At 41.7% G+C, this 13,006-nt stretch carries 14 protein-coding genes; 6 read left to right on the top strand and 8 right to left on the bottom strand.

Annotated features, from left to right (window positions below; translation table 11 throughout):
- Positions 1 to 19 precede the first annotated feature (19 nt).
- The 6 genes from rsfS to QZ574_RS07770 are packed head-to-tail and all read left to right on the top strand — an operon-like array spanning position 20 to position 4,916.
- The gene (rsfS, locus tag QZ574_RS07745) at positions 20 to 388 is read left to right on the top strand and encodes a ribosome silencing factor (RefSeq protein WP_297088516.1); all 369 of its coding nucleotides are present in this window, start codon (positions 20 to 22) and stop codon (positions 386 to 388) included.
- A 6-nt stretch (positions 389 to 394) separates the two neighbouring features.
- Positions 395 to 2,464 (top strand): ATP-dependent zinc metalloprotease FtsH, encoded by a 2,070-nt coding sequence (gene ftsH / locus QZ574_RS07750; RefSeq protein ID WP_297088518.1) that lies wholly within the window; start codon positions 395 to 397, stop codon positions 2,462 to 2,464.
- Positions 2,465 to 3,079 (top strand): lactate utilization protein, encoded by a 615-nt coding sequence (locus QZ574_RS07755; protein ID WP_297088520.1) that lies wholly within the window; start codon positions 2,465 to 2,467, stop codon positions 3,077 to 3,079.
- Between the two features lie 49 nt (positions 3,080 to 3,128).
- The gene (locus QZ574_RS07760; RefSeq protein ID WP_297088522.1) at positions 3,129 to 3,338 is read left to right on the top strand and encodes a DUF2007 domain-containing protein; all 210 of its coding nucleotides are present in this window, start codon (positions 3,129 to 3,131) and stop codon (positions 3,336 to 3,338) included.
- Positions 3,331 to 4,158, top strand: coding sequence for a phosphatidate cytidylyltransferase (locus QZ574_RS07765; RefSeq protein ID WP_297088524.1), 828 nt, complete (start codon positions 3,331 to 3,333; stop codon positions 4,156 to 4,158). The genes QZ574_RS07760 and QZ574_RS07765 overlap by 8 nt, the downstream gene beginning before the upstream one ends.
- 11 nt (positions 4,159 to 4,169) lie before the next feature.
- Entirely contained in the window at positions 4,170 to 4,916 is a 747-nt protein-coding gene (locus QZ574_RS07770; RefSeq protein ID WP_297088526.1) for a CDP-alcohol phosphatidyltransferase family protein, read from the top strand.
- Positions 4,917 to 5,119: 203 nt separating this feature from the next.
- On the opposite strand, the gene QZ574_RS07775 is transcribed toward QZ574_RS07770, so the two are convergent.
- The 8 genes from QZ574_RS07775 to QZ574_RS07810 form a co-directional block, all read right to left on the bottom strand.
- Positions 5,120 to 6,283: a sigma-54 dependent transcriptional regulator gene (locus QZ574_RS07775; protein WP_297088528.1), complete on the bottom strand. Its 1,164-nt coding sequence runs from the start codon at positions 6,281 to 6,283 to the stop codon at positions 5,120 to 5,122.
- 139 nt (positions 6,284 to 6,422) lie between these two features.
- Positions 6,423 to 7,061 (bottom strand): rhodanese-like domain-containing protein, encoded by a 639-nt coding sequence (locus tag QZ574_RS07780; protein ID WP_297088530.1) that lies wholly within the window; start codon positions 7,059 to 7,061, stop codon positions 6,423 to 6,425.
- Positions 7,062 to 7,086: 25 nt separating this feature from the next.
- On the bottom strand, positions 7,087 to 7,698 hold the full coding sequence (locus tag QZ574_RS07785; RefSeq protein ID WP_297088532.1) for a rhodanese-like domain-containing protein: 612 nt from the start codon (positions 7,696 to 7,698) through the stop codon (positions 7,087 to 7,089).
- A 64-nt stretch (positions 7,699 to 7,762) separates the two neighbouring features.
- The gene (locus QZ574_RS07790) at positions 7,763 to 8,365 is read right to left on the bottom strand and encodes a YeeE/YedE thiosulfate transporter family protein (RefSeq protein WP_297088534.1); all 603 of its coding nucleotides are present in this window, start codon (positions 8,363 to 8,365) and stop codon (positions 7,763 to 7,765) included.
- A gap of 25 nt (positions 8,366 to 8,390) precedes the next feature.
- The gene (locus QZ574_RS07795; RefSeq protein ID WP_297088537.1) at positions 8,391 to 8,927 is read right to left on the bottom strand and encodes a YeeE/YedE thiosulfate transporter family protein; all 537 of its coding nucleotides are present in this window, start codon (positions 8,925 to 8,927) and stop codon (positions 8,391 to 8,393) included.
- 21 nt (positions 8,928 to 8,948) lie between these two features.
- Entirely contained in the window at positions 8,949 to 9,890 is a 942-nt protein-coding gene (gene nrfD / locus QZ574_RS07800; protein ID WP_297088539.1) for an NrfD/PsrC family molybdoenzyme membrane anchor subunit, read from the bottom strand.
- A gap of 13 nt (positions 9,891 to 9,903) precedes the next feature.
- Complete coding sequence (locus tag QZ574_RS07805) at positions 9,904 to 10,437, bottom strand: 4Fe-4S dicluster domain-containing protein (protein ID WP_297088541.1); 534 nt, start codon at positions 10,435 to 10,437, stop codon at positions 9,904 to 9,906.
- Positions 10,434 to 12,689 carry a molybdopterin-dependent oxidoreductase gene (locus QZ574_RS07810; RefSeq protein WP_297088543.1) on the bottom strand — a complete coding sequence of 752 codons (2,256 nt, stop codon included), beginning with the start codon at positions 12,687 to 12,689 and terminating at the stop codon, positions 10,434 to 10,436. Before QZ574_RS07810 ends, QZ574_RS07805 begins: the two co-directional genes overlap by 4 nt.
- Between the last annotated feature and the right edge of the window lie 317 nt (positions 12,690 to 13,006).

The following is a 13,006-nucleotide window of genomic DNA, read 5'->3' on the forward strand; positions in this document are numbered from 1 at the left end:
TGAGGTACAATAATTTTATATGAAGAAAACGGAACAGTCAAAAGTTTTAATAGAAGCAATTCTTGAAGGAATACATCGAATAAAAGGAAAAGACATTATACACGTTGATTTGGAAAGCATCGATCATACCGAATGCGGACATTTTATAATTTGCCACGGAACCTCTTCAACACATGTTGATTCAATTGCACAAACGGTAGAAGCAACAGTTAAAGAAATAATTGGCGAAGATGTTTGGCATCGCGACGGCTACCGAAATGCAATTTGGATTTTGCTGGATTACGGCGATGTGATGTTACACGTTTTTCAGGAAGAAGCACGCCGGTTTTACAACCTGGAAGGACTTTGGGCAGATGCAAAAATTACAAAAATTGAAGACGAACAGTAAAAGACCATGACAGATACAAAAAATAAAAAAGACCAAAACAATCTGAACAACCCGTTCGGGAAATTAAATCCCAAGAAAAACGATGGTAAACCTCCAAAATTTAATGCTTACTGGATTTATGGAATTATTGCCGTAGTATTTCTTATTGTTCAGTTTTACATCAGCAACAGCCGTGGCCCGGTTGATACCTCGTGGCCACAGGTAAAACAAATGCTCCAAAACGGAGATGTTGAGCGCATTGTAGTTATTAACGAAAAAATTGCCCGTATTTACCTAAAAAAGGATCGGGTTAAAAATTACGAATCGCAATTTGAAGGCAACTTCTCGAAACCTTCAGACTTAGGACCACACTTTAAATTAAACACCGGGCCAATTGAGAAATTTGCTGAAGACCTTACCGTTGCGCAAGAAAGCACGCCCGACAAGGTTTTCCCGGTATACGAAGATGAAACAAACTGGGCACGCGACATAATTTGGTCTATCGGGCCATTTATACTTATAATTCTGCTTTGGTGGTGGATTTTCCGCCGAATGAGCCGGGGTGGTGCTGGTGGTGGTGCCGGTGGAATATTTAATGTGGGTAAATCGCAGGCCAAGGTTTTTGATAAAGACCAGCGCGTATCAACCAACTTTAAAGATGTTGCCGGACTCGCAGAAGCCAAACAGGAAGTGGAAGAAATTGTAGAATTCCTGAAAAGCCCGGCAAAATATACCAAGCTCGGAGGAAAAATTCCAAAAGGAGCACTACTTGTTGGCCCTCCGGGAACTGGTAAAACATTATTGGCCAAAGCTGTTGCCGGCGAAGCAAATGTGCCATTTTTCAGTATGTCGGGGTCCGATTTTGTTGAAATGTTTGTGGGGGTTGGAGCTTCGCGCGTACGCGACCTCTTTAAACAAGCCAAAGAAAAAGCACCGTGTATTGTATTTATTGATGAAATAGATGCCATTGGCCGTGCCCGTGGACGGAACCCGAATATGGGATCGAACGATGAGCGCGAAAATACGCTGAACCAGTTGTTAACCGAAATGGATGGTTTTGATACCAACAGTGGTGTAATAATTCTGGCAGCAACCAACCGTGCCGATATCCTCGACCGTGCATTAATGCGCGCCGGGCGTTTCGACCGTCAAATACATGTGGAATTGCCCGACCTGAACGAACGTGGCGAAATATTCAATGTACACTTGCGTCCGCTAAAATTAAGCGAAGAAGTTAAAGTTGATTTTCTGGCAAAACAAACTCCGGGTTTCTCGGGTGCCGATATTGCCAATGTTTGTAACGAAGCTGCGCTGATAGCCGCTCGTAAAAACAAAGATGCTGTTACCAAGCAAGATTTTCTGGATGCCGTTGACCGGATTATTGGCGGACTGGAAAAGAAAAACAAAATAATTTCGCAGGAAGAGAAAAAAACCATTGCCTACCACGAGGCCGGACACGCTACCATTAGCTGGCTGTTGGAACACGCCCACCCACTGGTAAAAGTAACCATTGTACCGAGAGGTAAAGCTCTGGGTGCTGCATGGTACCTGCCTGAAGAAAGATCGATAACCACCAAAGAACAATTGCTTGATGAAATGGCATCGGCATTGGGAGGACGTGCGGCAGAAGAAATTACATTTGGTAAAATTTCTTCGGGCGCACAAAACGATTTGGAAAAAGTTACCAAACAGGCCTATGCCATGGTAAGTATTTTTGGGATGAGTGAAAAAGTTGGAAACGTGAGTTACTACGACTCTACCGGCCAGTCGGATTATTCCTTCACTAAACCGTACAGCGAAAAAACAGCAGAACTGATTGACGAAGAAGTTAAAATACTTATCGATAGTCAGTACGAACGGGCCAAACAGGTTTTAAAAGACCACACTGAAGGTCATACAAAACTGGCCAACCTGCTGCTTCAGCGCGAGGTAATTTTTAGCGAAGACCTGGAAGAGATTTTTGGCAAGCGTCCCTGGGATAAAAAACATGTTATCTCCGAAAACGGCAACGGCGACCAGGTTGTTGATGCTGAAGAAAAAGCGCAGGAAGAGCCTAAAGCTGACGAGAATTCAGAAAAGGAATCAACAAAAGAATAAATGGCATCGGCACGGGAGGAAATACTAAAGCGGCTCGAAAATGCTGTTCATCCGGAACCGGAAATGCCTGATTTTGATGCTCCCGTTTACCACACTATAGATAAAGCTTTAGATCTCACCTTTAAAGCAAATCTGGAAGCAGTAAACGGGAGCGTTTATATATGTAAATCGCAACAAGAGCTTACCGAAAAGCTCAGAACACACCTTGAAAACATCGCTGATTCAGCTATATTCTGTGCAGAAAAAAAGCTACAAAACCTTTTAACCCAGAGCAATATTAAACATCAGAATTACCGTGAAGAAGCTACAACTATGGAAGTTGGAATTACTTCGTGTGAATTTCTGATTGCACATACGGGCTCGGTAATGGTAAGCTCGGCAATGGAAGGAGGTCGGCAAATGTCGGTGTACCCGCCCCAACATGTTGTAATTGCCCAACAAGAACAACTCGTAGATTACCTTGGCACGGCATACGATAAAATACAGCAAAAATATATCGATCAGCTTCCCTCGCAAATTACGCTGGTAACCGGCCCCAGCCGAACCGCTGATATTGAAAAAACGCTGGTAATGGGAGCACACGGCCCCCGCGAGTTACACGTATTTCTGTATTAGCTTCACTTTATTTAACTTATTCGAAACCATATTTTGTTAACTTTGCAGCATGGAACCAGGTTGGGAAGAAATTTACATGACGGCACATGAATACAAAGCCGAGATGGCCAAAGACCTTCTGGAAAGTGCAGGAATAAAAACAGTTTTACTAAATCAGCACGATTCAGCCTATCAGAATTTTGGAGAGTTTAGATTATACGTTGCAAAAGAAAACAGAACCGAAGCCATAAACCTAATCAAAGATTTAAAAGGTGAGTAATATTGTAAAACGAGCTTTAACGGGTATTATTTATGTTGCTATTATGCTGGGTGGAACACTACTGCATCCTATTGTTTTTGCAGTGGTTTTTGCAGCATTGTTATTTTTTACGCAATACGAATTTTATGCCCTGGTAGAGAAAGCCGGTCATCATCCATCGCGAATTATTGGAAGTATCTTTGGGGTCATCTTTTTTCTGGTTTGTTTTGCCCTTTCGAACGATTTTCTTCCACGTCAGTTTGGCTTTAGCTTCATCCCTATAGTGGTTATCCTGCTGATTGTTGAAATTTTCAGAAGCAATAAAAACACGCTTGAGAACGGAGGATTTAGCACCTTGGGGTTTGCCTACATTGCATTACCGTTTAGTTTAATGAATTTTGTTGTGCACACCACTGTAAACGGCGAAAACACCTTCTATCCGTGGATTATGGTAGGTGTTTATTTTATTTTGTGGATTAATGACTCGGGAGCTTACCTTGTAGGCACAAAATTTGGCAAACATAAAATGTGTAAAAATATTTCGCCGGCAAAATCGTGGGAAGGCCTGATTGGCGGTGCAGTGCTTGCCGTAATTATGGGCATAACAAATGCGGTACTGTTTCAGGCGGTAAGCATGATTAGCTGGATTGTTATTGCACTGCTTACCGTGGTATTCGGAACATTGGGAGATTTATTCGAATCGAAGATAAAACGCGAAATTAATGTGAAAGACACCGGAACAATACTACCCGGGCATGGCGGTTTTTTAGACCGCCTCGACAGCCTGCTGTTTGTTATTCCAGCCATTTTTATTTGGCTAATTTTTACCGGTAACGTTTAAACAACTCACTCATGAGATCAGTGATAAAACAAATACCCAATTTTATTACCACACTTAACCTCCTCTCAGGAATTATAGCCACTTTTTTTGCTATTGACGGACACCTGATTTGGGCCGGAATTTTTATCTGTGCAGCATCAGTATTTGATTTTGCCGATGGATTGGCAGCCCGGGCTTTAAAAGCTTATTCGGAAATAGGCAAACAGCTCGACTCACTGTCAGACCTGGTTTCGTTTGGCATAGCGCCCGGTGCCATTTTATTTACGCTCCTGGAATTTTCATTGTTTGAAACCAATCAGCCAATTCACGAAATAAGCGGCGAATGGTACGAGTGGCTCATCCTGTTTTCGGCCTTCCTGATTCCGGTATTTGGTGCACTAAGGTTGGCAAAGTTTAATGTACTGCCCGATAACGAACCCTTTTTTAGAGGATTGCCTATCCCCTCGAATGGTATTTTTTGGGCATCATTGGGATTAATGCTCGAGTTTCCTAAATACCACGAATATTTTCAAATTATATATTCCACCAAAAACCTGGTTATTCTGTGTGTTTTTATGGCAGGAATGATGGTTATTAACTTACCAATGTTTTCGTTAAAAGTAAAGAACCTTCGTTTTAAAGAGAACTGGTATCGCTACCTGTTTCTTTTGCTGGCCTTGGTTTTATTGCTTGCTTTTAACGTGTACGGATTGGCACTGGTTATTCTGCTGTACATCGTTTTAAATGTTTTCTTCTACCTGTTTAAAGTAAAATTTTAACAAAAGAAAAGCCTCTGAAAACGGAAGAAAAATATTTTCCCGAGGGAAAGATTAATAATACGCCATGACAAATTGACTTCCGAAACCAGAGGCTAATATCTTTTATTCATAACTTAAAACGCAGTTAAAAACTGCATTAGTTACATAATTAACAACAAATAGGGAAAGATGTTTGAGGGAGTATGTAATTAATTGAAATAAAACTATTTCAAAGGAGCTGCAAATTTGAGCACATCGCTGTCGTTAATCTCTTTATCGCAAAGAATAATCAATCTTTCGATAACATTTCTAAACTCACGAATATTACCTGTCCAGTTTATTTTTTGGAGCTCTTTTATTGCCTTTGCTGTAATTGTTTTCTCTTGCATGCCATACTCGTTACAAATTTGCTGAATAAAATGGCCGGCTAACAAAGGAATATCTTCAATGCGATCGTTGAGCGTTGGCACATGAATTAAAATTACACTTAAACGATGGTATAAGTCTTCTCTGAATTTATTTTCAGCAATCTCTGTCGCCAGTTTTTTATTGGTTGCTGCCACCACCCGCACGTCAACTTTTATATGCTTATCGCCACCTACGCGGCTAATAATACTTTCTTGCAATGCCCGTAATACTTTAGCTTGCGCCGACAAGCTCATATCTCCAATTTCATCAAGAAAAAGTGTTCCTCCGTTGGCTTGTTCAAACTTACCTTTACGTTGTTTTACCGCTGATGTAAAGGCACCTTTTTCGTGCCCAAACAGTTCGCTTTCTATCAATTCAGATGGAATGGCAGCACAATTCACTTCTACAAAAGGCCCAGCCGACCGATTGCTTTGATCGTGAATGCGTCGGGCAACCAGTTCTTTTCCCGAGCCGTTTGCCCCGGTAATTAAAACACGTGCATCGGTAGGAGCCACCCGGTCGGCCATCTCAATAATTTCAGTTATGGCCTTCGATTCACCGATAATCTGAAATTTCTTATTTACTTTTTTCTTTAAAATTTTGGTTTCAGTTACCAGGCTTGATTTGTCCATGGCATTCCGGATGGTTATAAGCAAGCGGTTTAAATCAAGCGGCTTTTCGATATAATCGAAAGCCCCCTTTTTTATCGAGTCAACTGCCGTATCGATATTTCCGTGGCCCGATATCATTACAACCGGAGTATCGGGCGCTAAAACTACAAGGCGCTCCAGTACTTCAATCCCATCTAATCCAGGCATTTTTATGTCGCAAAGTACGATGTCGTACTCTGCCGATCGTATTTTTTCAATTCCTTTCGCGCCGTCTTCTGCTAAATCTACTTCGTATTTTTCGTACTCAAGAATATCTTTTAAGGTATTACGGATACTCCGCTCGTCGTCTATAACCAGGATTTTTGACATGTATATTTGTTTTTGTTTCTGTTGTAAAAATAACTATAGCCGAGCGCTTAACAAAAATGATTCCAAATAAAAAAATCCTGAAGTTGAAATACTTCAGGATTTTATAGAATATATTGGTATTTTAACTACAAGCGGTTTACTAACAGCCCCCGGCTGCAATATTCGATTTTTTGCGTCGTCGCACCTCTACCGGTTTATTTTCTGAATCAGAAAAAAGTTCAGAACCTTCTTTGGGTGCAGCCATGTCGGCATAATCAAACTTTGGAAAGCCGCTATAATAAGCATCGTCATCCATCGTTGAATACAAATCATCTTTATGTTCGTTATAGTACTTATAACCACCCAATAAAAGTTTCATATTGTCGAATCCAACCTGATGAAAAAACAACCATGGGCCATTGGCCTGCAATTCATCTTCGCCGTACAGAATTATGGTAGTTCCCATCTCTTTAAGAGCCTTTAACCGTTCAATATTCTCGGGAAATGTTAAGGTGTTGGCCGATAAATTCTCGGCACCGGGAATGTGCCCCTGTCCGAAAACGAAGTTATCCCGGATATCAAAAATTACAATACTATCGGGTTTATCAGCAATAATTTCTTCAAGCTCCCACGGATAAACATAATCTTCCGACATCAGCAGGGCATCAACACTTTCGTTCATGCTCTTTTCGTAATTCAACAATGGTTTTGGCATGGTTAAAAAACCAATTAGCAGAATAACCACAAATATTGCTACTGCAATTAAAGTTCTCCACGGGTTTATTTCATGTATATGCATGGTAATAATTTTACTGATTTAGATATTAGCAACCTCCGGCTGCCACATTTGTTTTTTCTCTGCGACGCACCTGAACCTGAACATTTTCGCCATCAGGGGCAAGTGTTGCGGCACCGGTAAAATAAATTTGAGCACCACGGCGGAAAGCGTAGGCCTCAAATTCACTTTTTGGAGCATCTTCATTTGGTGGTAAGGGATCGATAATCGTTTGCATCCAGCAGTTGATACCGCCTTTTAATACATAGGTGCCTTTGTACCCCAGGCGTTTGGTTAACACCCAAGTTTGATCGGCACGAATATCGTCGTTTGAAACAAAAACTACTTTTACACCCGGTACACCAAAATACGACAGGTTTTCTTCATCCAGCAGGTTTTCGAGCGGAACATTTACCGATCCCGGCAATGCGTATTCCTCGAATTCTCCCTCCGGCCTTACATCAACCATTAATAACGAGGGGTCGCCCTGGATAATCATTTTTGCCACCTGATCGGTAGTAACATACCGGCTTGGTTGAATAATTTCCTGCAACAGCTCCTCGGGAGCAATCTGTTTTGGTTCATCGCTGGTGGTTAAAAATAAGGTTCCGGCTGCCAGCACCAGCATTACTATGGTTAGAAAAATATAATTTCGGTTCATGTCATTTAAATTATCAATTCTCAAATTGCGTGAATAGATTCAATTCGAATACTGCATTGCAGGTTTAGAATTTATATTGTTTCATGTTTTTCCGAACACGCTTTTCAATAAGCATGGTTCCCCAAAATGCTGCCAATGCCACAAAAGTAAATGCAAACGCAAACCACGGAGCAGGAATTCCGGTTAACTCGGTAAGTGTAACATTTCCAAGATAACCGCTATCAAAGAAACCCTCAAAAAGCGGGTAAGTTAAGGAGAACAGGAAAATTCCCACGAACAATCCTACCGTAAAAAATATCGCATCAAGTTTACCAATGGCTATTCCGGTAAAACTGGTGCCGGGGCAATAGCCTCCAATAACAAAACCAAAGCCCATAATTACTCCGCCAACAATCATTGGTGTTAAATAGGTTGGAAGTATAAATATTTGCGATAAGTCGAGCCAGCCCACATAGTCAAAATACATAAGTCCGACCATGGCAACAATAAGGGCGGTAAAAAACACACGCAAAACAACAAAGTTATATCCGTAAAAAACACCGGCAAGGTTACGTGAAGAAGAAAACCCGGATGCTTCAAGAATAAATCCGAAGGCAATGCCGAGTAAAATTGCAATTACAAAATCCCAGCCTTCGCCAATTATACCATTAGGAATTAAAGGTCCCATTTTTTCTAAATTTTTTGTTTGTTTATTATATCCAAAGTTTTCTGAAGAAATAAGCTACTGCATAGCCGGTGCCAAAAATGGCAAACATTACAATTACGCCACCTAAGGCAAATGTAGCGCTTCCACTTAGTGCTGCACCGCTGGTACATCCGCGCCCAAACTGGCTGCCAATACCAAATAATGCACCACCAATTACTGCTAAAAGAAGTCGTTTCCGGCTGGTAATTCGCGGACCATGATCGGTTCTGATTTTCTTCATACGACCAAAAACAATTCCCGAGAAAATACCTCCCAATAAAATTCCAAGCGATTCAAAAACCAGCCAGGTGTACATAGGCGAATGATCATCGCTAACAAATTGTTTCATGTAGGCATTAGCTTCGGTAGCGTTTGGAGCAACAGTATTTGCCGTTGTAACTACCGCACTTTTTACGGCACCACTGGCTCCAAGTCCGCGGCCGGTAATAAATACAGTTACAAGAATAAGTAATCCGAGTAAAACGCCTCCCAAATACGGATTAATGTATTTGGGTTGTTGTATTGTTGTTTTTTCTGAACTCATACTTTTTGTTTAAAAAATTTATCAATAAAGATATCGTGTTATTTGTCCGGCCTCAACCATTATAAAACGGAACATAAATCCGCCAAACAAGATCATTGCCGGTGGTAACCATTTGGGTACGTGTAAGCCCCATATTTCAAGCGTTTCAAAAAGTGCCGGAAAAATTAAACCGATAACCACCACAAATACCCAGAAACTTACCGTAAAATGTCCGCCAAGAAAAAGATTGGCTGCTTCAATGGCTGTTTCTGATCCGGCAAGGAACCCCATAAACAGGTGGATGATGAGGAAAATTTCGATGATGATTAAGATCAGGTCGATACGACTTAATTTTCTTCTTTCTTTTTCATCCTTACTTATCCAGATTATTGCCGCTAAGCCGGTTGAAAAACCAGAAACCAGGAACAAAGGCCCAAGGATACTGGTGTTCCATAACGGACGTGCATTAAAAGCCGATAATAGTATACCGGTGTACACTCCCAGAATAATTGATAAAATCATCATTACCCAGGCAAAAGCCACGCGTTGTTTTATTACCCAGGCTTCCATCTTATTTACAATCTCCAGCTTCCAATCCCAGCCAGGCACTAACTCTTTCATATAGCTGGCTACCCAAATAAACGACAACGGTGTTATTGCCATCAGGGTCCAGGCGCCCCAGCTCATTGGCGAATCTAGTCGAACGGTAGTATACAGCTGCCAAAAAAACAACTTGTGTTTTAAGTCCCAAAACAATGCACCCAGCCCAATTACCAATGCCAAAGGAGCAATTATTGGTGCCCATTTTACTGTGGCTTCCATTGTATTTTCCTTGCCACGTACTACGTAGTAACCGGCAAAAAACAATATTCCTGCCGCTAATCCTCCCAAAAACAAATACAAAGGAATTTGCCAATGCCAAATATTGAGGTAAGGATCAATGTTTGGTATATTTCTTCCACTTACAAATAATTCTTCTTTCATATGCTTAAAAGTGTTAGGTTAGAAAAAATAATTGTGGTTTTGTTCCGGCTTCCGGTGCCAGCACTTTCCATTTTCGATCTTTAATGGCCAGTGATACATCGCTGTTCGGATCATCAAGGTCTCCAAAATACAAGCACTTTGTCGGACAAACATCAACACATGCCGGAAGTTGTCCTTTTTGAACCCGGTGTAAACAGAAGGTACATTTATCAACATAGCCCTCGGGATGCGAATAACGGGCATCGTAAGGACATGATTGAATACAGGCACCACAACCGATACATTTGTTGTGCTTTACCAATACAACTCCGCCTTGCCCAATATGGCTTGCCCCGGTTGGGCAACACCTTACACAAGGAGAATTATCGCAATGATTACAACGTTCTGAACGAAACTCAAGACTCAAACTCGGATAAGTTCCGTCAACTCGTTCAACAATCCAGTCGCGACAGTAACCGTGCGGCACATTATTTTCAGTTTGACAAGCAACTACACAGTCGCCACATCCAACACACTTTTTGGTGTCAATTGCCATTGCATACCTCATGCTTTAACCTCCTTCCCTTCCACTTCAGGATTTTCTTTTAAAAATGTAATAAAGTTTCCTCTCATTCCGGTACCTCCCATAATTGGGTCAACCAAAACATTGGTTACCATTTCGGTATCGCTGGCTCCTTTTCCGAAAGCCCTCGAGAGTTTTTTGTTTTTATGTCCAAATCCGTGAACCATATACACCGAATCCCAACGAATACGTTCTGTTATCCGCACTTTTACGGGGAAGGAAGTAATTGCTCCATCCTGGTTTTTCAACCATACTTCCTGTCCGTTTTTAAGCTCCCATAAGTCGGCAACTTTTGGGTTCACCCACACACTGTTTTCGCTCATTAAATCTGAAAGATTCGGATTGTTTGAAGTACGGCTAAAAGTATGCATTGGTGCACGTCCGTATATTAAACGGTAGAAATCTTGCGGAGGCTCGGGGTGTTTGGTATAATTTGGAATGGCATCAAAACCATAATCAGCAAAATCAACAGAGTATAATTCTATTTTACCGGTTGTGGTATTGAAATCAAATGCTTCACCTTCGCCAAGGTACAACGGGCCACTCTTTCTCGGGAATTTCTTAATTCCAACTTTCTTCATTTCCTCTAAAGAGGTACCCAATTGTTTTAATTGCCAGTCAATTACCTCAGCGTAATCATTGTAGTTAAAAAACTCGTGCAAACCCAGTCGTTCGCCAAGTTGTTTGGCAATCCACCAGCCCGGTTTCGAGTCGTATTTCGGCTCGATAGCCGGCATGCGCAATGCAATATTTGGCTCGCGATTTGGCGATGCACGCAACACATCGTAGCGTTCCAGGTAAGTAGCCTCAGGAAACACCACATCGGCATAACCGGTAATATCCATTGGCATGGTATCCATAACAGCAATAAACTCTACTGCATCAGCTGCCTCTTTAAACAAAGGTTTATCGGGCATTGATAGTGGCAGGTTAGTACCAGCTACCAGCCAGGCTTTTACCTGATGTTTATAATTGTATCGCGGAATGGATGCTTTTAACAATTCGGTAGTAATACCCATTGTTGCCAGCGGATATTTTCCATCATTCCAGTCTTTCCAGGTCCATTTTGGTTCCGGAAAATGCGGATGGGGATAATGAGGAACAGAAACGCCTTCGGGAAAATAAAATCCGCCGCGTTTTCCCCACGAGCCCAACAAAGCGGTTAAAATAGCCATTGCTCTTCCGCGTTGGGTATCGTCGCCGTACCACACCACGTGGCGTCCGGGGTGAATAACCACTGCCGGAGCAGCACCAGCCATAGCCCGCGCTGTTTTTCTAATTTCTTCGGGTTCGATGGTAGTAATACCGTAAGCCCACTCCGGAGTCATGTGTTTTACATGATCCTTGAGGTAATCGAGTCCGAATGTATATTGTTCTACGTAATCTTTATCGTATAATCCTTCGTAAACCAAAACATGAATCCAGGCCATTAACAGGGCAATATCCGTTGCCGGCTTAATGGGCAGCCAGTGGCTTGAGTGCGCAGCTGCTGTTGAAAACCTTGGATCGACAGTAATGATTGTTGCCCCCTTGTCAATAGCATCCGACATTTCCTGTACCTGCGAATTATGCATGTTTTCGCCCAGGTGCGAACCAATTAAAACAAGACATTTGGTATCTCTTATGTCGGTACATTCGGGCGAACCAACATAAGCTCCAAAAGTTGAGAAATAGGCCGACGAGCGTGGCCCCCTGCAGTTGGCAAATGCAGGTTCAGCATTACTTTCAGAACCATAGGCACGCAACAAATGATGAAACTGTCCGCCAGGAGTTCCGTGATTAAACAAGCCAAATGCTTCAGGACCATGTTTCTCCTTTACTTCTTTCATTTTAGCGGCTACCAGATCTAGCGCTTCGTCCCACGATGCTTCGCGAAAATACTGGCTGCCATCTTTGCGTGTATCCCGGATAAGTGGTGTTTTTAAACGATCTTCATCGTAAACCATACCTACCCCACCTGTACCTCTCGGACATAAACGTCCGTTACAGTGCGGATCGTTTTTATTACCCAGTACTTTTCTAATTTTGCCGTTCTTATCAACATAAGCCCAGGCAGCACATTTCCAAAAACACACTTCGCAATAGGTTGGATACGGAGTAAGATCCTCATCACTTACCGGACCTTCAGTTTTTGGTTCAAAGAATCCGAAGCCCTTTGATCCAAATGCCTTTACGCTTATTGCAGCAGCACCGGCACCGGCAGTTGAAATTTTGATAAAATCCCGTCTTGTCTTCATTCGTTTATTATTGTTTGTTTTTATCGGTAACTTATTTAACTCGCCTAATCATTATCCTGTGTCTTTAAAAGAATTTTATTTGGCTCGTTTATTCAATTATTACAATTCGTTTTTTGTTACAGTAGCCAGAGCGCTATTTTAATCCCATTTTAAACTGACGATTGTACTCCTTTTTACAGTTTTCGTTCTTACTTATCTCACCTTTATCCACGCTAAACATGACATTTTTCAGCTGTTCATGCTTCCTCATTTACCTTTAACCAAACCCTGCGCCCTTTTAATAATTACCGTTCTATATTTTCTCATATATACCTATT

It is taken from the genome of uncultured Draconibacterium sp., from assembly GCF_913063105.1.
GTDB lineage: Bacteria > Bacteroidota > Bacteroidia > Bacteroidales > Prolixibacteraceae > Draconibacterium.